17 protein-coding genes are annotated in these 18746 nt (G+C 65.6%); 11 read left to right on the forward strand and 6 right to left on the reverse strand.

The window, feature by feature from the left end; genetic code table 11:
• Window positions 1-42: 42 nt before the first annotated feature.
• Entirely contained in the window at window positions 43-1686 is a 1644-nt protein-coding gene (locus AAFG13_RS41070; protein WP_342710527.1) for an ankyrin repeat domain-containing protein, read from the reverse strand.
• Window positions 1687-1912: 226 nt separating this feature from the next.
• Between AAFG13_RS41070 and AAFG13_RS41075 the strand changes: the two genes are divergently transcribed.
• Complete coding sequence (locus AAFG13_RS41075; protein WP_212311057.1) at window positions 1913-2257, forward strand: DUF1491 family protein; 345 nt, start codon at window positions 1913-1915, stop codon at window positions 2255-2257.
• Here AAFG13_RS41075 and AAFG13_RS41080 read toward each other — a convergent pair.
• Window positions 2254-3177: a DUF2336 domain-containing protein gene (locus AAFG13_RS41080; RefSeq protein ID WP_342710528.1), complete on the reverse strand. Its 924-nt coding sequence runs from the start codon at window positions 3175-3177 to the stop codon at window positions 2254-2256. The two genes, AAFG13_RS41075 and AAFG13_RS41080, sit on opposite strands and share 4 nt — an antisense overlap.
• A 295-nt stretch (window positions 3178-3472) precedes the next feature.
• On the opposite strand from AAFG13_RS41080, the gene AAFG13_RS41085 reads away from it, so the two are divergent.
• Together AAFG13_RS41085 and AAFG13_RS41090 are read left to right on the forward strand one after the other, a co-directional pair.
• Complete coding sequence (locus tag AAFG13_RS41085) at window positions 3473-3667, forward strand: hypothetical protein (RefSeq protein ID WP_212018878.1); 195 nt, start codon at window positions 3473-3475, stop codon at window positions 3665-3667.
• Between the two features lie 4 nt (window positions 3668-3671).
• Window positions 3672-4439, forward strand: coding sequence for a hypothetical protein (locus AAFG13_RS41090; RefSeq protein ID WP_342710529.1), 768 nt, complete (start codon window positions 3672-3674; stop codon window positions 4437-4439).
• On the opposite strand, the gene AAFG13_RS41095 is transcribed toward AAFG13_RS41090, so the two are convergent.
• Window positions 4436-5296, reverse strand: coding sequence for a LysR family transcriptional regulator (locus tag AAFG13_RS41095; RefSeq protein ID WP_342710530.1), 861 nt, complete (start codon window positions 5294-5296; stop codon window positions 4436-4438). The genes AAFG13_RS41090 and AAFG13_RS41095 overlap by 4 nt on opposite strands.
• A gap of 91 nt (window positions 5297-5387) precedes the next feature.
• Between AAFG13_RS41095 and AAFG13_RS41100 the strand changes: the two genes are divergently transcribed.
• On the forward strand, window positions 5388-6230 hold the full coding sequence (locus tag AAFG13_RS41100) for an MBL fold metallo-hydrolase (protein WP_212311053.1): 843 nt from the start codon (window positions 5388-5390) through the stop codon (window positions 6228-6230).
• On the opposite strand, the gene AAFG13_RS41105 is transcribed toward AAFG13_RS41100, so the two are convergent.
• From AAFG13_RS41105 to AAFG13_RS41115, 3 genes are read right to left on the reverse strand one after another with little or no spacing between them, the layout of a single operon-like run.
• The gene (locus AAFG13_RS41105; protein WP_342710531.1) at window positions 6227-6850 is read right to left on the reverse strand and encodes a DUF1254 domain-containing protein; all 624 of its coding nucleotides are present in this window, start codon (window positions 6848-6850) and stop codon (window positions 6227-6229) included. The genes AAFG13_RS41100 and AAFG13_RS41105 overlap by 4 nt on opposite strands.
• A complete protein-coding gene (locus tag AAFG13_RS41110; RefSeq protein ID WP_163156611.1) occupies window positions 6847-7425 on the reverse strand; it encodes a DUF1214 domain-containing protein in 579 nt (192 codons plus the stop codon). The genes AAFG13_RS41105 and AAFG13_RS41110 overlap by 4 nt, the downstream gene beginning before the upstream one ends.
• Before the next feature lies 1 nt (window position 7426).
• On the reverse strand, window positions 7427-9700 hold the full coding sequence (locus AAFG13_RS41115) for a PBP1A family penicillin-binding protein (protein WP_342710532.1): 2274 nt from the start codon (window positions 9698-9700) through the stop codon (window positions 7427-7429).
• A gap of 289 nt (window positions 9701-9989) precedes the next feature.
• Between AAFG13_RS41115 and AAFG13_RS41120 the strand changes: the two genes are divergently transcribed.
• From AAFG13_RS41120 to AAFG13_RS41150, 7 genes are all read left to right on the forward strand, one after another.
• Complete coding sequence (locus AAFG13_RS41120) at window positions 9990-10526, forward strand: YcgN family cysteine cluster protein (protein ID WP_342710533.1); 537 nt, start codon at window positions 9990-9992, stop codon at window positions 10524-10526.
• 159 nt (window positions 10527-10685) lie between these two features.
• The gene (locus AAFG13_RS41125; protein ID WP_342710534.1) at window positions 10686-12278 is read left to right on the forward strand and encodes an MDR family MFS transporter; all 1593 of its coding nucleotides are present in this window, start codon (window positions 10686-10688) and stop codon (window positions 12276-12278) included.
• 503 nt (window positions 12279-12781) lie between these two features.
• Window positions 12782-14005: an ABC transporter substrate-binding protein gene (locus AAFG13_RS41130; protein WP_342713513.1), complete on the forward strand. Its 1224-nt coding sequence runs from the start codon at window positions 12782-12784 to the stop codon at window positions 14003-14005.
• A gap of 94 nt (window positions 14006-14099) precedes the next feature.
• A complete protein-coding gene (locus AAFG13_RS41135) occupies window positions 14100-14975 on the forward strand; it encodes a branched-chain amino acid ABC transporter permease (protein ID WP_342710535.1) in 876 nt (291 codons plus the stop codon).
• 1 nt (window position 14976) lies between these two features.
• Complete coding sequence (locus tag AAFG13_RS41140; RefSeq protein ID WP_342710536.1) at window positions 14977-15903, forward strand: branched-chain amino acid ABC transporter permease; 927 nt, start codon at window positions 14977-14979, stop codon at window positions 15901-15903.
• The gene (locus AAFG13_RS41145) at window positions 15904-17385 is read left to right on the forward strand and encodes an ATP-binding cassette domain-containing protein (protein ID WP_342710537.1); all 1482 of its coding nucleotides are present in this window, start codon (window positions 15904-15906) and stop codon (window positions 17383-17385) included.
• Between the two features lie 41 nt (window positions 17386-17426).
• Complete coding sequence (locus tag AAFG13_RS41150) at window positions 17427-18671, forward strand: ABC transporter substrate-binding protein (RefSeq protein ID WP_212311048.1); 1245 nt, start codon at window positions 17427-17429, stop codon at window positions 18669-18671.
• Window positions 18672-18746: the final 75 nt, after the last annotated feature.

An 18746-nucleotide genomic window follows, 5' to 3' on the forward strand; every position in this document is an offset into this window, starting at 1 on the left:
GGCCGGGTGTTACCAGGCCATGACGTTTCTCCTCGACAGTCATCAGACAGCTTCGCCCAGCAGAACGTCCCGGACCTCGTCGGAGAACAGCTTCCTGCGGCCGGCCAGCAGCACCGCTTCCGGATCGTCGCGATCCGGAATGGCACGCGGCATGCCGTGATCGAGCAGGGCCTGTGCGCAGCCGGCCCAATCGCCGCCACTGACCGGTTCGTTGCAGGACGCCCACGACAACGAGCCGGACGCGTCGTCGCCGAAGCCGTGCTGCTCGGTCCACTCCGCACCGTGCTCGAGCAGGAAGCGTGTCAGCCCGGCGTTGCCGCGGAACACCGCATGATTGAGCGCCGAGGCATCCCAATCGCCGCCACGCACCGTGATAGGCCAGCCGAGCTCGACCATCAGCCGCACCGCATCGTCGCCGCCTGCCGCGGCGAGCTCGGGGAGCAGCCGCAGCTGCTGTGGTGAAAGCGAGCCTGGAAGATCGGACCGGACGGCCTGGATCCGCCGCGCCGCGCGCTCGTTGCCGCTGCTGCACGCCGCGACAAACCGCTCATCATCGGCAAGCGTCTCGTCGCCGGTGCGTTGCCGCAGCAGTTCGGCGACCTCGGTCAGTCCATACTGCAAAGCGTAGCGGTAGGCGCTGAGACCGTCCGGTGTCGTGACGTGTGGATCCGCGCCGGCGTCGAGCAAGGCCGCGATGCAGGTCCGCGATCGCCGCCGCCGGATCGCCCACATCAGCGGCGATCCACAATCCGTCAACGGCGCGTTGCGGGCCGGCTCGTTCGGATTGCCGCCATGCCGCAGCAGCAATTCGAGCGCCGCGACGTTCTCGTCGTCGAGCACCTTGTACATCGCGTTGGTGCCCGCGATCCGCGCGCCGTGCTCAAGCAGGGCGCCAGTCGTCACCGAGCCTTCGAGCGAGTGATACAGCGATTCGTTATCGTTCGGATTGGCGCCCGCCTCGAGCAGCAGCCGGGTCAGCGCGAGATCGTGATTGCGCCCGGCGGCACCATACAGTGCCGACAGCGGATTACTGTCATCGGGCGCGTCGAGCGATCCGGGCGGCCAGCGGCTGCTGATGTGCTGGTCGGGATTGGCGCCGGCCTGCAGCAGCAGGCGCGCGCAGCGATGCAGCCGCGCCTGAAATTCCGGAATCTGCAGCAGGCTGGAATGCGTGACCGCAACCAGCGGCGGCAGTTTTAGGGGACCGCCGGGACGGTTGACCCATGCGGGATCATGGGCTGCAGTGCGCCGTATCGTCTCCTCGTCGCCGACGGCGCAGGCGAGATAGGGGTCATCGGCCACAAGATCGGGATCCTCGGTGAGCATCCGCATTGCGACGCGCGGATGGGCGCGATCGGTGGTGCCGTCGACGTCTGCGGCATAGACCAGCTGCAGCCAGCGCCGCACCCGATCGTCCCGGCTCTTGCCTGATGGCAATTGGGCTTCGGCATAGCGCCGCAGGTCCGGCCATGAGGCGAAGCCGAGATCACGCGCCACGCAGGACTGCGCGTCGTGGAGCCGCAGATCGAGTGCAGCGATTTGCGCGTCGCCGCGCCCGGCCGCGGCCGGAAGCGCCTGCCGGAAACGGGCGTAAGCCTCCGGGGCCTGTCGCCGGTAAAGGCGAAGGAGCTCCTTGGCCTGCTTCTTCAGATGTTCGAGATTCAATCGCGCGGGCGATCGGTCCATGGAAACCTCCGTGCATCAATCGCCGATGGTCCACAAAACCGGCTGCACAAAGGCTTGGTTGGCCGCATATCAGGTGCAAGTGGGTTCAACACTTCCCGTGGACCCGGGCGCGGCTTGCACCGCAGATGCGAGGATATGAGCGACGGTTGTATCGGTCAACCCGCCGGTGCGTGATGTCATCTGTGACAATTGGACGTGGCCGCGGCGCTGGCCTATAGGTCGGCGCATGCGATTGAAAACCAGCATATGGGTCGCGGCGTATCTGCGCCGCTGCCAAACCGAAGGCGTGTTCGGCGCGATCCGCAAGAAGGGCGCCGAAGAGGCCGGCGCCGTGTTCGTCAAGGTGGCGCTGATGGACGGCAACGCGATGCTGTATGCGCCGGCGCCGCAGACGTTTTATGACGACAGCCGTCCGGCCGAGCGGCTGTTCGTGCCGACGGCGCAGCAGCCGGTGTCCGAGCCTTCGGTCGAGGAGCGATTGATCAAGGAGATCCGCTTCGATCCCGACGCCTGGATCGTCGAGACCGAAGATCGCGCCGGGCGGCACTTTCTCGATCTGGCGAAGGCCTAGCTTCCAGATTTCTGGTTGCGAATGCCGGGCGCGCTGCCGGGCTGCACGACGGGTCGTGTCTGCGACGACGTCGTGCGGACGCGATGGCGCTCGTCATCATAGAGCGACGAGCGGTACTTGGCGCGCGCCACCGCCATGGTCGAGCCGCGCCACGCCGCCAGCATTACCAGCGCGGAGCGCTCGCTCAGGCGATCGTAAAGCCGCGACAACCGATAGACGTAGTTGACCGATGAGCCGGCTTCCGGATTGAGGAACATCAGGATGCGCTGGAACGCGGCGCTCGAGACGTCAAGCGCCCGCATCGCGCAGGCGAGCGGCTCGCCGCCGGGATCGTTGACAACGTCGGCGGCGATCCGCGTCGGCAGGATCAGTGCCTCGCCGAGTTCGAGCGTGAAGTTATCGAGGTCCTCGGCAAATGCCGCCATCTCCAGGATATGGATCGCGCGCGCGGCGCGGGCCGCCGGAATCCGCGCCGCGGCCTTCAGCGGCGTCTCCTGCAGATTGTGCAGGATCTGCGCGCGTTCCTTCGCGCTGGCCGCAAAGAACATGTCGGAGATTTCGGCGGCATCGTTCGGCCGCATCGCAAGGCTCGCGGCCATCCGCAGCTCTGCCTCGGTCGGGATCTTGGCGGGCAGCGCGGGCGCGGGAATTGGCGCGGCGGCCGGCATCGGCTGCTCCGGACCCGCGCGGCGCAGTCCGAGCTTGTCCATGATCCGGGCGGGCGTTGCCGGATAGATCGCAAGCCGCGCGCGGACGGCGGCGCGGGTCGCGTCGTCGACCTCGTCGATCAGGCGCGACGTCAGCTCGACGAACTGGCGCTCTTCGTCGGCGGAGTGCGCGCTCGCCTGCACATACAGGTCGGTCAGGACGCGCAGCAAAGTGGGGCGGATGTCGACTCCCTCGCGGCGGGAGAGCGTCATCAGCCCATCGAAACCAGGAAATAGCGGAGCTGCGCTCATCTCGGGCGTACGCGACTTGCCAATAAGACTCGGTTTGAAAACCTTGTGGCAGCGAGCCTACGCAGGCTGTTTTAAGACGCAGTTAAGGAAAACAAGCCGTGAAGGCGAACGCTCGAATTTGCGCGTGTCCATTAAGGCACAGCGCCACATCCGTAACCGTCCGTATCGGCAGCTTAAGATGTCGTTAACCATGCGCGTTCTTAACTCGGCGAGCGCGGGGCAAATCATGTCCGTGCGGGGCCAGAGAGAACGGAACATGGGCACCATCGTTGAGTTTCCGGCGGATGCGGCTGCACGGCGGCCGAGCGTCGTCGGTGCTGCCGGCGAAGGCATGGGGACCGTGCTGATCCTTCCCGTCGTCCGGATCGAGCGAACGACGGAGGAGACCGGCGGAGGTCGCGGACCGGAGCAGGGCACTGCGCAGGGCCGTCGTCGCCGACGCCGCTCCTGATCCAATGCCGGAACTTGCGCAGCGGACCGCCGCTCGGCGGTCACTTTCGGCGCTGATCCTGCTGTTGGCGGGCTCAGCGCTCGCGGGCTGCAGCGGCGGCGATTTCGGCCGCACCCGCGCGGACTTCCGCAACGACGACATGCATCGCTGGATGGGTGCCGAAGCGACCGGTAGCGTCGGCAAGAACGCCTCGCAATTCCAGCTCACCGAACACGAACGTCAGCTGCGCGATCTCGCCTATCAATTCATCGAGCCGCCGCTGTCGCGACCGGCGTGGAAGAGCGTGTACGGCGACTACCAGCCGCTGCCTTCGCCGTGGCGGCAGAAGGTCGTGTTCGATCGCACGGCGTATGGCCGCAATCTGATCGACGAGCCACATCGCTCGTTCGCCTCGCGCTACTCGCTGCTGATCGACCAGGTCCGCGACGACATCACGCGCTTCGAGCCGTTCTTCGCCACCGCGATCCAGGTGATCGAGCTCGATCGCAAGCGCAATGCCAGCCTCAAGATGATCGCCGACCTGTCGCCGCGCGAGAAGGCAGACGCGGTCGCGCGGATGGAAGAGAATACGCTGATCGTGCAATGGGTCCAGCAAAGCCTGGAGCGGCGGATCTCGTCCTATCGCTGGGCGCTGGAGCGGCTGGTGATCCAGGCGCCCGACGGCATGGCCGCCGACGCCGAACGCCAGATCAACGAACTGGCCCGGCTCACCGCCAACGCGCCGTTCGTCTCAGGACCGGTCACGGGCCAGGCCGTGGTGTCGAAGGGCTAGGCCCGTTTCATCTTCCTTGTTGTGGATCTGACGCGGCGACTGCTCGCCTGTCGCGGCAGGCTCGCAATGAACTCCTTCAGCGCATCGGAGGGCGGGTGGGCCGAGGGGTAGGCGAGGCCGACCTGGCGCGTCACGTCGACATCGATCGGGCGCACCGCGACATCCGGATTGCCGCGCGCCACGCCTTCGGGGACGATCGCAACGCCAACCCCGGCCGCGACCAGCGCCATCGCCCATTCCTCCGATTCAGCGATCGCCACCGGCTTGCGCGGCGGCGACGTGCGCTTGAAGAATTCCTGCTGCTCGCAATGGCAGCGATCGATCATCGGAACGCCCGCGAAGTCGGTGGTCCGCAGCGTCTCCTTCAGGGTCAGGGGATGCGACGGCGGCAATGCCGCGACGTAGCGCTCGCTCCAGAGCGGGATGAAGTGCTCGCCGGCGCCGATCATGGTCTTGGCGACGATCCGCGCATCGGCCTTCTCATTGGCGCCGACCAGCCGAAGCGCGAGATCGGCATTGGCCGTCAGCGGCTTCAGCAGCGCGATCGTCCGCGCCTGATCGAGCGTGCGCAACAGGCCGAGCGTCAGCGGCTGCCTTGTCGCGGGTTTGCGAAACAGGTTTCGCGCCGCGTCCGCCTCGTCGATGATCCTGCGGGCGATGCCGTGAAACTGCGCGGCGGACTCCGTCGGCGCCATGCCCTTCTTGTGCCGGATGAACAGTGTGGTGCCGAGCTCGGCCTCGAGATGGGTGATCGCCGCCGAGATCGACGGCTGCGAGATGAAGCAGCGCTTCGCCGCGGCGGTCAGGTTGCGCTCGCGGTAGACCGCGGCGAAATAGCGGAGTTCGCGGATATCCATAGATCTGTCCTATCGTACAGATAGATAGACAATATTTTACCTATGGAAACGCGGGTGGCAAGCCTGTGCTGAACTCAGCGGAGGACTGGTCATGCGCATCCACCATCTCAACACCGGCACCATGTGCCCGATCGGCAAGCGGCTCGTGAACGGCAGCGGCAGCATCTTCCAGCGGGCGCGGATGGTCTGTCACTGCCTGCTCGTCGAAAGCAACGACGGCCTCGTGCTGGTCGATACCGGCATCGGGCTCGACGACATCGGCGACCCGCCGCGGCTCGGGCGTAAATGGGTCCGGCAGACCACGCCGCGGCTCGATCCGGCCGAGACGGCGGTGCAGCAGGTCAAGGCGCTCGGCTTCTCGCCCGACGATGTGCGGCATCTGTTGCTGACGCATCTCGATCGCGACCATGCCGGCGGCGTGCCGGACTTTGCGAAGGCCAAGGTGCACGTTCATCGCAAGGAGTACGATATGGCGGTGACGCATCAGGTCGCGCCGCCCGAAGGCCGCTACATCACGGCGCAATGGAAACACGGGCCGGATTGGGCGTTCTACGGCGCCGGCGGCGAGGACTGGTTCGGCTTCAAGGGCGTGCGCGCGCTCGGCGACCGCGAGCCGGACATTCTGATGATCCCGCTGCCGGGCCACACGCTCGGCCATTGCGGCATCGCGGTACGCGACAAGGACAAATGGCTGCTGCACGCCGGCGATGCTTATTTCCACCACGCGCAGCTCGATGCCAGGCCGCGGATCCCGCTGGTGCTCGGCATGTTCCAGCGCCGGGCGGACATGGATCGCGCGACGCGCATTCAGAACCAGGAGCGGCTGCGCCAATTGAAGGCGGCGCATGGCTCTGATGTTACGATCGTCAACAGCCACGATCCCGTCGATTACGAGACCTGCCGCTGCGGCGGGCACGCGCTGGCTGCGAGCTAGCGCTTGTTGCGCGCCGCGGGCGGCGGGGCGGGAGCGGGCAGCGGCGGCGGCGCTTCCTGCTTGGCCGCGACCGGTTCGGTTTGCAATTTGCAGGACGAGGCCGCGAGCGAGGCCTGCGCCTGCGGCATCAGGCCGGGTTCCGGCGCCAGCGCTTTCAGCAGGATCAGGCCGGTCGAGGTCGGCGAGTCGATGATCAGCCGGTCGGCCGCCGTGACTTCCTCATCCTCCGGTAGCTCGTTGTGCTGCGCTTCCGTCATCAGGTCGAGCTCGATCACCTTCTTGCCGGCGGAACGGTCGTTGATCGCGTAATAGGCGACCTCGTTGCGGGTGTAGAACGACACCGACGTATAGGCCTGGCTGACCGGCACGGTGAGCTTGAGCGGCCCGGTGGACAGATCGTACCGGCAGATCGCCACCGCGAAGGCCGGATCCATCAGCGGCATCGGCGAGTTGCTCGGGTCGGCCAGCGGCAGTTGCGTCACCTCGTTGAGCTTGGTCATCGGCGTCAGCCGCGAATAGGCGTCCTGTGAGGCGATCCGCGGCAACGCCAGCACGCTGACGAGATGGACCACGCCGCCGAGCAGCACGCCTGCGAGGATCGTGAACAGCACGCGGATCATGGGCAGCCCGTCGTTGCGATCGAGGGCATCGGCGCGTCGCGCTGCGTGCGAGTCGCGACCCCGACGGGCGTGTCGTAGAGGCGCAGCATCAGCGCGTAGCGCTCGATGCCGCCGGTCGGCAACCAGTTGCCGGCGCGCGAACGCGAGGCGATGTGGATCTCGAACGTGCCGTCGGAGGCCCGCATGATCTCCTGGCTGGTGAAGCCGTAGCGCTGCAGCGAGTTCGCGACGAGGTGGCCCTTGCGGTCGAACAACGTCAGCGTCCAGAACCGCGCCGCCGGCGTCACGCCGCTGACCACGATGTCGCAGCGGCCGTCGAGCGGCTTGTTCTTGTCGTCTGCTGTCGCCGAAAACGCGATGCCGTCGCCGGTGCCGATCGGCAGCTCGCCGCTGCGCGCGATGGTGGCGCGCGAATAGGGGTCGACGTCGGAGGTGCCGTTCTTCGGCCGCGCCGTCCAGGCGCCGATCTTCAGCGTGCCGAGATCGGTGCCGCGCGTCGCCGTCGCGTAGGTCAGGCCGAGGCCGACGGCCGTGGCGATGACGAGTGCCAGCAAGGTGGTGAGGAGGAGCCGCACGTCAGTTCTTGCGTGGCGCAGGTGCTGTCGTGCCGTCCGGTCCGGCCGCGGCAACATAGTTTTCGGGGAACGCCAGCGCGCTCGAGGACTCCGGCTTGCCGGTCTTCGAGGGCTCGTTCAGCGTGGTCTTGTTGGTCGTCTTGGCGGCTTCGTCGAGCAGCTTCTCGACCCGCACCAGGATATCAGCGCCACGCTTGGTCAAGACCGGCGGCGGACCCGGCTTGGTCTCCAGCACGCGCGGCGCCGCGTTGGCCTGGGCATTGGCCTGCGCCGGCTGCGGCGGCAGCTTCTGGCCCATGCCGACGCCGACGAGTTCTTTGACTTCCACGCCCTGATGCGCGGCGACCATGATGTCGTGCCAGGTCTGCGCCGGCAGCGAGCCGCCGGTCATGCGGTTGGTCGGCGAATAATCGTCATTGCCGTACCAGACCGCGCAGGTGAAGTTGCCGGTGTAGCCGACGAACCAGGCGTCGCGATAGGCGTTGGTGGTGCCGGTCTTGCCCGCGGTCGGAATGCCGTCGAGCGCGGCGCGGCGCGCGGTGCCTTCGCTGACCACGTGGCTCATCATGCCGGCCATGTCGGCCGCGATGTTCGGCGGAATGGCTTGCCGCGGCTTCGGGCCGTCGCGGTCCCAGCGCCACACCAGGTCGCCGGCGCCGGTGCGCACCTCGAGTACCGAATGCGGCGTCACCGCCTTGCCGCGGTTCGGGAAGGTCGCGTAGGCCACCGCGTGCTCGATCACCGTGACTTCGTCGGAGCCGATCGGCAGCGATGGCGTATCGGGCAGCGGCGCCTTGAGGCCGAAGCGCCGCGCGATCTCGACGATCTTGGCGCGGCCGGCCTTCGGGCCTTCCTTGCCGCCCAGAGCGATCGAGAGCTTGACCGGCACCACGTTAATCGAGCGGGTGATCGCCTGCGTCAGCGTGACCTGACCCGAATAGGAATGGCCATAGTTCTGCGGGCACCAGTTGCCGATGCAGACCGGGCCGTCGACGATCTTCGAGTTCGGCGTGAAGCCGTTGAGCAGCGCCGTGGTGTAGACGTAGGGCTTGAACGACGAGCCCGGCTGCCGGTAGGCGTCGGTGGCGCGGTTGAACTGACTCGCACCGTAGTCGCGGCCGCCGACCATGGCGCGGATGCCGCCGTCGAGATCGGACACCACGGTCGCGGCCTGGGTCGCGTGATAGTCGCGCCCGAACTGGCGGAGCTGGTTCTCGATCGCTTCCTCGGCCGCCTTCTGCACGTTCATGTCGATCGCGGTGCGGACCACGAAGACGCGCTCGGTGTAGGATTTCGGGAAGGTGTCGACCAGCTTGCGCATCTCGTCGAAGGCGTAGTCGAGATAGTAGTTCGGCGAATTCTCGTCACGTCGGTCGACCGCGACCGCTGGATTGCGGCGGGCGCCGAACACCTGGCCCTCGGTCATGAAGCCGGCATCGACGAGGTTGTCGAGCACGACGTTGGCGCGGGCGCGTGCCGCGGGCAGGTTGATGTGCGGGGCGTATTTGGTCGGCGCCTTGAACAGGCCGGCGAGCATCGCGGCTTCGGCGAGGTTCACGTCGCGCACCGACTTGTTGAAGTAGAAGTGCGCCGCGCCGTCGACGCCGAAGGTGCCGCCGCCCATATAGGCGCGGTCGAGATAGAGCTTCAGGATCTCGTTCTTGGTGAGCCGCGTCTCCAGCCAGATCGCAAGGAAGGCTTCCTTCACCTTGCGCTCGATGGTGCGCTCGTTGTTCAGGAACAGGTTCTTGGCGAGTTGCTGGGTGATCGACGAACCGCCCTGGCGGACGCCGCCGGCCTGCGCGTTGGTGACGAGCGCACGGGCGAGGCCCGGAACGTCGATGCCGAAATGGTCATAGAAGCGGCGGTCTTCGGTCGCGAGCGTCGCCTTGATCAGATTGTCCGGAAAGTCTTCCAGCGGGATCGAGTCATTATGCTTGATGCCGCGGCTGCCGATCGGGTTGCCGTAACGGTCGAGGAAGGTCACCGCGAGGTCGGACTTCTTCAGCCAGTCCTCGTCGGCGGTCTCGCGGAAGGCGGGGATCGCGAGCGTCAGCATCAGGATCATGCCGCCGAGCCCGATCGTCGCGGCCTCCGACAGCGGCTCGATGAACACCCAGCGCTTCCAGCGGCCGACATAGAAGCGGTCCATGAAGGTGGAATAGCGCTCGTAGAGTTCGCGCAGGCCCTTGCCCGACGAGAACAGCGTCGAGTCGATACGCGCATCGAGGTCCAGGAAGAAATTCCGGACCTTCTGTTTCCAATGCGACGGCATGATCTGAAGGACCGGACCCTTGATCAGTTCGACAGCGCTGCGGGCGCCCGAAACGGGCACAGGCCAGCGTCTTGCTTCGATGTTGCGGCAATCCCAAGGCGCTTTTGCGTCGTTGGGGACTCGTTCGTTGTTCTATCCGAGCGGCTGCCATAAACCAATGGCGCAGCTTGTGAATTTAATGAAACCCGTAACGCTGCCCACCGGCATTTTCGACCCCGCAATATCACCCCCCCTTGCGGAGGGGCCGCCGGCGTCCCAAGAAGAGCTTTACCGCCATGTCAGGGATATCATGACCGCACCGCCCAAGCGTTCGTCGAGCCAGGAGGGATTCTTCTGGAAAACCAAGACGTTGGAAGAGATGTCCAACGCCGAATGGGAAAGCCTGTGTGACGGCTGCGCACGTTGCTGCCTGGAGAAGCTCGAGGACGAGGACACCGGCAAGATCTATTTCACCCATATCTCCTGCAAGCTGCTCGATTCCGGCCTGTGCACCTGCAAGGACTACCCGAACCGCTCCGACCAGGTTCCGGATTGCGTCCGCCTGACGCCCGAGAACGTCCGGACGCTGAACTGGCTGCCGCCGAGCTGCGGCTACCGGCTCGTGGCCGAGGGGCGGGACCTTTACTGGTGGCATCCGCTGATCTCCGGTGATCCCAACACCGTGCATGAAGCCGGGGTCTCGGTGCGCGGGCGGGTGGAGGGTACCGAACTCGACGTCAACGACGCCGATCTCGAGGATCACATCGTGCGGTGGCCGGCCTTGCTGCCGAAACGGGCGCAATTGAAGAAGCGGCCCAAGGTGCTCGACAAGACGACCAAAGGGTGACGTCGCCACAGCGTCCGCGATCACGTGATCGCGAGAAGGTCGCGGCGGGATGCACCCATGCGCTGAGGTGCCTGCCTCAGCAGCGAATTGCTGCATAAATTGCGGATCAGAGAATGATTCCATCGCGGCACGCGCCCGCGCAGCAGCATTACGCCCCAAATGAACAAGTATGAACGGCAGAGCCGGATTCCTGCCGACCAAGAGACATTGCCCGACGACATTGCTGAAGAGCTGTCCCGCCTCCCGAGCGAGGTGATCGAACTCAGCGATGCGCCGCCGCTGGCGCCGCCGGCACCGCTCAATCCGGACGAAGTCCGCACCATCGTGATCAGCCTGATGCTGACGATGTTCTTGGCCGCGCTTGACCAGACCATCGTCGCGACCGCGCTGCCGACGATCGGGCGCCAGTTTCACGACGTCACCAACCTGTCCTGGGTGATCACAGCCTATCTGCTCGCCTCCACGGCGGTGGCGCCGGTGTTCGGCACGCTGAGCGATATCTATGGTCGCCGCGTCATGATCATCACCTCGCTCAGCCTGTTCGTGGTTGGCTCGGTGCTGTGCGCGGTCGCGCCCAGCATGACCATGCTGATCATTGCCCGCGGCCTGCAGGGCCTCGGCGGCGGCGGCATCATGCCTGTCGTCCAGACCGTGATCTCCGACGTGGTGACCCCGCGCGAGCGTGGCCGCTATCAGGCCTATTTCTCCAGCGTCTGGATGGCCGGCGGCATTCTCGGCCCGGTGGTCGGCGGCGTGTTCGCCGAGCATCTGCACTGGTCGATGATCTTCTGGATCAACCTGCCGCTCTCGGCGGCGGCGCTGGCGCTGCTGCTGCCGAAGATGGGCAAGATCCCGGTGTTCCACCGCAAGCGCAAGGTCGACTGGCTCGGCGGCGTGCTGCTGATGGCCTCGGCCGTCGTGCTGATGCTGGTGCTGACCTGGGGCGGCACCCGTCTTTCCTGGCTGTCGCCGACCATTACCGCGATGATCGGCGCCTCGATCGCGCTCGCCGGCGCCTTCGTCTGGCACGCGCGCCGCGCCGACGAGCCGTTCCTGCCGCTGTCGCTGCTCGGCGGCTCGGTGGTGCCGTTCGCGATGGGTGCCGGCGGCTGCGCGCTCGGCGCCATGGTCGGGCTCACCGTGCACCTGCCGCTCTATTACGAGGTGGTCTATCACCTCACCGCCAGCGAGGCCGGCCTTGCGCTGATCCCGCTCGCGGCGATCTCGACCTTTGGCGCAGCGATCGCCGGCCGGACCATGGCGAAGGCCAAGCACTACAAGCGGGTCGCGATCGTCGGCACCTCGGTCGCTGCGATCTGCGCCGTCGGCATGGCCGTGACGACGCTGCCGCTGTGGGGATTGCTGCTGTTGATGAGCGTGTTCGCGCTCGGGCTCGGCACCACATTCCCGATCAGCGTGGTGTCGCTGCAGAACGCGGTGGCGCGTCCGCAGGTCGGCACCGTGACCGGCGCGATGAACTTCTTCCGCGCGATGATGGCCTCCTTCACGGTCGCCGCCTTCACCACGATCCTGCTGATGACACTGGGGACCGACATCTCGCTCGCCGGCGAGCATCATGCCGCGTCCGCCGGCACCGTCGGCGCGATCCCGATGGCCGACATGATCACCGCGTTCCGCTACGTGTTCGGCGCCGCCGCCGTGCTGCTGACCACCGCTTCCATCTGCATGATCACGATGGAAGAGCGCCCGCTCGCCGGTCCGGCCGCGCAGCCGGTCGAGATGGCGGAGTAGGGCGGTCAGCCTCGTAAATCGCAGTCGTCCCCCGAACGAACGCGGGGACGTTTCCGTGACGACGCCAAATTCCCGCCGTCGTCCTGGCGAAAGCCAGGACCCATAACCACCGCACTCGGTGATGGATGGGATCGTGGCCCCAGCATCGCGCGACAATTCTCATTTGGGGTAATGGGTCCTGGCTTTCGCCAGGACGACGCTGAATGTGTCGGATCAAGCAAAACAAGTGGTGGAATGGATTCCGGGCTCTCGCTTCGCTCGCCCCGGAATGACGAATTGAGAGACCGGCACCCCACGCTCTTATTCCCGCGCTGCCTCATATTTATTCAGCCGCAAAACGCCGACCCACTACTTTAGTTGTCGTCCATGCATGGCGATCTGCGCGCAGTTTCACTTGCTGCGCGTTTTGTCGCAGCTATAGTCCGGCCCAAGAGCTCGAAGCAGCCGAACAAAAAGAGGAGAGAAACAGGGTGAAAAGAACATCGCGACTGCCTGTTCATGCGATGCGGCAACTTGCCGGAGCGGCCGTGTTGGGCCTTTTGGTAGCCAGCCCCGGCGGAGCGCTGGCGGCCGACACCCTCAAGATCGGCGTCATCGCCGAAGCGCAGGCGATTGCCGGGGCGTCGATCCCGCAGGCGGCGCAGCTCGCCGCCGACGAGATCAACGCCAAGGGCGGCATCGACGGCCGCAAGATCGAAATCGTCTCTTACGACAATCACTCGTCCTCGGCGGACTCGGTGCGCGCATTCCAGCGCGCGGTCAACGAAGACAAGGTCAACGTCGTCATCTCGAGCTACATCAGCGAAGTGGTGCTGGCGCTCGAGCCCTGGGCTTCGCGCCTGAAGACCCCGTTCGTCACGCCCGGCGCCGCCTCGAACGAGATCAGCAAGAGCGTCCACGCCGATTACGAGAAGAACAAGTACACCTTCCATGGCTATCTGACCTCGGCGGCGCTGGCGCTGTCGGTCTGCGATGCCGCCAAGGAGCTGCTGGTCGATCAGAAGCACATGAAGACCGCGGTCATCATGAGCGAGGACGCGGCCTGGACCAAGCCGCTCGACGTCGGCTACGAGGAGTGCCTGCCGAAGATCGGGCTCAAGGTCGTCGACCATATCCGCTTCTCGCCGGATACCACCGACTTCACGCCGATCTTCAACAAGGTCGAAGCCGCCAAGCCCGACGTCATCATCACCGGCATCTCGCATGTCGGCGTGCAGCCGACGGTTCAGTGGAAGAACCAGCAGGTGCCGATCCCGATGTTCGGCATCTCCTCGCAGGCGACCAACGAGACCTTCGGCAAGGACACCAACGACGCGGCGGAAGGCGTGCTGTATCAGGGCGTGTCGGGCCCGAACGTCGCGGTGACGCCGAAGTCGGTGCCATTTGCGGAGGATTTCAAGAAGCGTTACGGCAACTATCCGTCCTATGCGGGCTACACCGCCTATGACGAGGTCTACTACATCGCGGATGCGGTGAAGCGCGCCGGCTCGGTCGAGGCCGACAAGATGGTCGATGCGCTGGAGAAGACCGATTGGGAAGGCACCATCGGACGCGTCCAGTTCTACGGCAAGGACGATCCGTTCACCCATTCGATCAAGTACGGCAAGGGCCTAATCACCGGACTGATGCTGCAGTGGCAGGGCGGCAAGCAGGTGGCGGTCTGGCCGAAGGAGGTCGCCAAGAGCGATCTCAAGTTCCCGAGCTTCATCAAGCTCACCACGAACTAACTGATGATCATGCTCCCGGGCCGGTCCCGGGAGCATCCGCATTCAGTTCCGCGTCCTCCACAACAGGCAGCTTTGCTGCCGCGGCCGATTTGAGATGCTTGCCCTACAAATCCTGATCGATGGCTTTGCCATCAGTGCGCTCTATGCACTCGGTGCCACCGGCTTCACCCTGATCTTCGGTGTCTCCGGCGTTCTCAACCTCTCCCACGGTGCCATCATGGTGGCCGCAGCGGTCGCGGCCTGGGCCGCGGCGAGCGTGCTGCACCTCGACATCTACTCCGGCGCGTTGTTCGGTGTCGGCGTGGCGCTGATCATGGCGTTCGCGACCTATTTCGCGGTCGTGAAGCCGATCCAGAATTCCAGGCGGATCCCCAACGAGGAGAAGGAGATCTTCGTCCTCACCGGCACCCTGCTGTGGGGCATCATGATCCAGGAGCTGATCGCCTATTTCTTCACCAACAATGCCAAGACGGTGCTGCCGATCGTCGAGGGCGTCGTCGACATCTTCGGCAACCGCACGCCGCGCAACAATATCTTCACCGCGCTGGTGTGCTGTCTCGTGATCGGCCTGCTGTGGCTCTTGGTGAACCGCACGCGGACCGGCAAGGCGGTGCTGGCGGCCTCGATGAACCCGCGCGGCGTCACCTTGCTCGGGCTCGAGCTCACCCAGATCTATATCGTGGTGTGGGGCATCTACGGCATTCTGGCCGGCATCGCCGGCGTGCTGCTCGGCATGTTCCTCGGCGTCAGCTCCTACAGCGTCGGGCCGCTGACCGCGAGCGCGTTCTCGATCGTGGTGCTCGGCGGCCTCGGCAGCGTCTCCGGCTCGCTGATCGCGGCCTTCGTCGTCGGCTATCTCGAGACCATCACGGCCTGCATGATCTCGCCGGCCTACCGCACCATTCCGGCGCTGCTGCTTTTGGTGTTCGTGATGTATATCCGGCCTCAAGGCCTGCTCGGGAGGCGCTGAGATGGCCAACTTCTTTACCTCGCGCCTGTTCTTCATTTCGCTGGTCTGCGTGGTGGTTGCCGCGACGCTGCCGCTCTATGTCTCGGGCTACATCCTCGGGCTGCTCACCGTCGCGTTCTATTTCGGCGTGTTCGCGATGGCCTGGGACCTCTTGTTCGGGTTCGCCGGCGAGGTCAATTTCGGGCCGACCTTCCTGATCGGCACCGGCGCCTACACGGCCGGCATCCTCAACAACCAGTTCGGCTGGTCGGTCTATCTCTGCATCCTGCTCGGCGCGCTGGCGTCGGTGGTTGCGGGCTTCGTGCTGGCGCTGCCGGCGCTGCGGGTGAGGGGACCGTATTTCGGCCTCACCACGCTGGTCGCGGTGCTGATGCTGCAGAATTTCATCGTGGTGTTTGCTGACCTGACCGGCGGCGAGATCGGTCTCACCATCCCCGATGTCATCACCATCAATGCCGGCGCCAATTACTGGATCGCGCTCGGCTTCATGACCGTGAGCGCCGCGATCCTGTACGGACTGTCGCAATCGCCGGTTGGACTCGTGCTGCAGGCGAGCGGGCAGGACCCGGTGCAGGCCGGCGCGCTCGGCTTCAACATCGTCAAGCACAAGCTCGCGGCTTTCATCGTCAGCGCGTTCTTCTCCGGATTGTCCGGGGCGCTCTTGGTGTTCTACTTCGGCACCGCCTCGGTCGGCACCGTGGTCGACGTCGCGGTCGGCGTGAACGTCATCGTGTCCGCCGTGCTCGGCGGCCGGCGCACGGTGCTGGGCGCGGCGTTAGGTGCAATCTTCCTGATCGTGGCCGGCGAATTCCTGCGTCCGACCGGCGAACTCGCAACCTTCATCGTCTCGGCGGTGGCGCTGCTCGTCGTGCTGTTCTTCCCCGGCGGTTTCCTCGGAGCGGCCCTGTCACGCGAGGCGCGCTCCTAAATGGATCAGACTGTGACCACTACTCCGACACTTGCAGTTCGCGGCCTGACCAAGCGGTTCGGCGGCCTGACCGCGGTGAAGAATCTGAGCTTCGAGCTCCGCCCCGGCGAGATCCTCGGCCTGATCGGGCCGAACGGCTCGGGCAAGTCGACCGCGATGAAGAGCGTGATGGGCATCGAGCGCCCGACCGCGGGCGAGGTGCTGTTCGACGGCGAGAACGTGGCCGGGCTGCCGGCGCACAAGATCGCGCGCAAGGGGTTTGGCATGGTGTTCCAGCACTCGCGGCCGCTGAACCGGCAGACCGTGCTCGAGAACATCATGGTCGCGCTGTTGCCCGACAGCCTGTTCATGCTGTTTCCCGACAAGGCGCTGACCGAGCGCGCCAAGTGGATCGCTGACCGTGTCGGCCTGGGGGCGGTGATGGATCGCCGCCCGCCAACATTGCCGTTCGCCGACCTGCGGCGGCTGGAGCTGGCGAAAGCAATCGCGCGTGATCCAAAAGTGGTGCTGGTCGACGAGCCGTTTGCCGGGCTGACCAGCACCGAGGTCGGCGTGTTCTCGCACCTGATCCGCAGCTTCCGCGACGAGGGACGCGCGGTGATGCTGGTCGATCACAACGTCAAGAGCGTCGCGGCGCTGGTCGACCGCGTGCTCGCGATGTATCTCGGCGAGGAGATCACGACCGGCCGCGCCGAGGACGTGATGAAGAACGAGACCGTGCGGCGAGTCTATCTCGGCGGCGCGATCGAGACCCATGCGCGGCCCGAGACCTCGTTCAAGGACAAGGTGCCGCTGCTGCAGGTCGAGAATGTCAGCGTGCATTACGGCAAGGCGCAGGCGCTGGAGAACGTCTCGATCCACGTCCATGAGGGCGAGTTCGTCTCGATCGTCGGCCTCAACGGCGCCGGCAAGACCACGCTGTTCAACACCATCTCGGGCTTCCTGCCCTACACCGGCGAGATTCTGCGCGGCGGCGAGAAGCTGCGCGGCACCGGGCCCGCGAAAATTGCACGCTCGGGCCTCGTGCAATGCCCGGAATCGCGCGAATTGTTCGGCGAGATGACGGTGCGGGAAAATCTCGATCTCGGCGGCCAGCATCTGGACGACGCGGCGAGGGCGAAACAGCTCGCGTGGCTGTTCGAGCTGTTCCCGATCCTGAAGGAGCGTCAGGGCCAGATGGCGCAGACGCTGTCCGGCGGCGAGCAGCAGATGCTGGCGATCGGCCGCGCGCTGATGATGCAGCCGCAGATCCTGATCCTGGACGAGCCGACGCTGGGGCTTGCGCCTGTCATCCTCGAACTGTTGTCGAAGGCGCTCGAGAAATTGCGCCAGACCACCAAGATCACGGTACTGCTCGGCGAGCAGAACGTGACCTTCGCGCTGCCCCATGCCGACCGCGTCTATGTGCTGGAGCACGCGCGGATCGTCTGGGAAGGCGATCCGGGCCGGTTCGCCGCGGAGGCCGGCAAGGACTTTCTCTGACGCTCAAAGTTTGAAGAATAACAAGACAAGCAAGGGAGATCATGATGCCAGCATATTCAACCGCCACCCGCGTGAGCCTGTTGGCCTCGGCGCTCGCGCTGTGCCTCGCGGCGCCGGCCTATGCGCAGTCCAAGGACCCGATCAAGATCGGAATCATCGCCGAGGTGCAGTCGATCGCGGGAGCGGCAACCCCGGGCGGCGCGCAGATCGCCGCCGACGAGATCAACGCCAAGGGCGGCGTGATGGGCCGTAAGATCGAGATCGTCACCTACGACAACAAGAGCTCGTCGGCGGATTCGGTGCGCGCGTTCCAGCGCGCGGTGAGCGAGGACAAGGTTTCGGCCGTGATCGCGAGCTACATCAGCGAGGTCGTGCTGGCGCTGGAGCCGTGGGCCTCGCGGCTGAAGATGCCGCTGATCACGCCCGGCGCCGCCTCGAACGAGATCACCAAGGCGGTTCACAACGACTATGAGAAGAACAAGTACACTTTCCACGGTTACCTGACCTCGGCCGCGCAGGCGCAGCTCGTCTGCGACGCGGCCAAGGAGCTGCTGGTCGACCAGCTCAAGTTCAAGTCGGTGGCGATCATGAGCGAGGACGCGGCGTGGACCAAGCCGCTCGACATCGGCTACGAGGCCTGCCTGCCCAAGGCCGGCCTGAAGGTCGTCGAGCACATCCGCTTCTCGCCCGACACCACCGACTTCACGCCGATCTTCAACAAGATGGAGGCCGCCAAGCCCGACGTGATCGTCACCGGCATCTCCCATGTCGGCGTGCAGCCGACGGTGCAGTGGAAGAACCAGCAGGTGCCGATCCCGATGTTCGGCATCAGCGCGCAGGCGCTGAGCCCGACGTTCTGGGGCGACACCAACGGCGCGGCCGAAGGCGTGCCCTCCCTCGCGGTGGCGACGCCCGACGTCGCGGTGACGCCGAAGACAAAACCGTTCGCGGCCGCCTTCAAGGCCAAGTTCGGCACGCCGCCGGCCTATACCGGCTACACCGCCTATGACGAGGTCTACATCATTGCGGAAGCGATCCAGCGCGCCGGCTCGACCGATCCGGACAGGATGGTCACCGAGCTTGAGAAGACCGACTTCGATGGCACGATCGGCAAGATCCAGTTCTACGGCAAGAACGACGAGTTCACCCACGGCATCAAGTCCGGCCCGGGTGCCGTCACCGGCCTCGTGTTCCAGTGGCAAGGCGGCAAGCAGATCACGGTCTGGCCGAAGGCGATCGCGGAAGGGAAGCTGAAGTTTCCGGACTTTGTGAAGCTGTCGCAGTAATTGCGGCGCGACAGTGATCCACACACTCGTCATGCCCGGGCTTGTCCCGGGCATCCACGCCTCTGGTGCTGTCGG

It is taken from the genome of Bradyrhizobium sp. B124 (genome assembly GCF_038967635.1).
Classification (GTDB): Bacteria; Pseudomonadota; Alphaproteobacteria; order Rhizobiales; family Xanthobacteraceae; genus Bradyrhizobium.

What these genes read in the sequence shown, in the direction of transcription:
- AAFG13_RS41135 (WP_342710535.1), top strand. Translation starts at nt 14,100, where the DNA reads ATGCTTGCCCTACAAATCCTGATCGATGGCTTTGCCATCAGTGCGCTC.
- AAFG13_RS41070 (WP_342710527.1), bottom strand. Translation starts at nt 1,686, where the DNA reads ATGGACCGATCGCCCGCGCGATTGAATCTCGAACATCTGAAGAAGCAG.
- AAFG13_RS41075 (WP_212311057.1), top strand. Translation starts at nt 1,913, where the DNA reads ATGCGATTGAAAACCAGCATATGGGTCGCGGCGTATCTGCGCCGCTGC.
- AAFG13_RS41085 (WP_212018878.1), top strand. Translation starts at nt 3,473, where the DNA reads ATGGGCACCATCGTTGAGTTTCCGGCGGATGCGGCTGCACGGCGGCCG.
- AAFG13_RS41130 (WP_342713513.1), top strand. Translation starts at nt 12,782, where the DNA reads ATGCGGCAACTTGCCGGAGCGGCCGTGTTGGGCCTTTTGGTAGCCAGC.
- AAFG13_RS41100 (WP_212311053.1), top strand. Translation starts at nt 5,388, where the DNA reads ATGCGCATCCACCATCTCAACACCGGCACCATGTGCCCGATCGGCAAG.
- AAFG13_RS41090 (WP_342710529.1), top strand. Translation starts at nt 3,672, where the DNA reads ATGCCGGAACTTGCGCAGCGGACCGCCGCTCGGCGGTCACTTTCGGCG.
- AAFG13_RS41115 (WP_342710532.1), bottom strand. Translation starts at nt 9,700, where the DNA reads ATGCCGTCGCATTGGAAACAGAAGGTCCGGAATTTCTTCCTGGACCTC.
- AAFG13_RS41105 (WP_342710531.1), bottom strand. Translation starts at nt 6,850, where the DNA reads ATGATCCGCGTGCTGTTCACGATCCTCGCAGGCGTGCTGCTCGGCGGC.
- AAFG13_RS41140 (WP_342710536.1), top strand. Translation starts at nt 14,977, where the DNA reads ATGGCCAACTTCTTTACCTCGCGCCTGTTCTTCATTTCGCTGGTCTGC.
- AAFG13_RS41125 (WP_342710534.1), top strand. Translation starts at nt 10,686, where the DNA reads ATGAACAAGTATGAACGGCAGAGCCGGATTCCTGCCGACCAAGAGACA.
- AAFG13_RS41120 (WP_342710533.1), top strand. Translation starts at nt 9,990, where the DNA reads ATGACCGCACCGCCCAAGCGTTCGTCGAGCCAGGAGGGATTCTTCTGG.
- AAFG13_RS41145 (WP_342710537.1), top strand. Translation starts at nt 15,904, where the DNA reads ATGGATCAGACTGTGACCACTACTCCGACACTTGCAGTTCGCGGCCTG.
- AAFG13_RS41080 (WP_342710528.1), bottom strand. Translation starts at nt 3,177, where the DNA reads ATGACGCTCTCCCGCCGCGAGGGAGTCGACATCCGCCCCACTTTGCTG.
- AAFG13_RS41150 (WP_212311048.1), top strand. Translation starts at nt 17,427, where the DNA reads ATGATGCCAGCATATTCAACCGCCACCCGCGTGAGCCTGTTGGCCTCG.
- AAFG13_RS41095 (WP_342710530.1), bottom strand. Translation starts at nt 5,296, where the DNA reads ATGGATATCCGCGAACTCCGCTATTTCGCCGCGGTCTACCGCGAGCGC.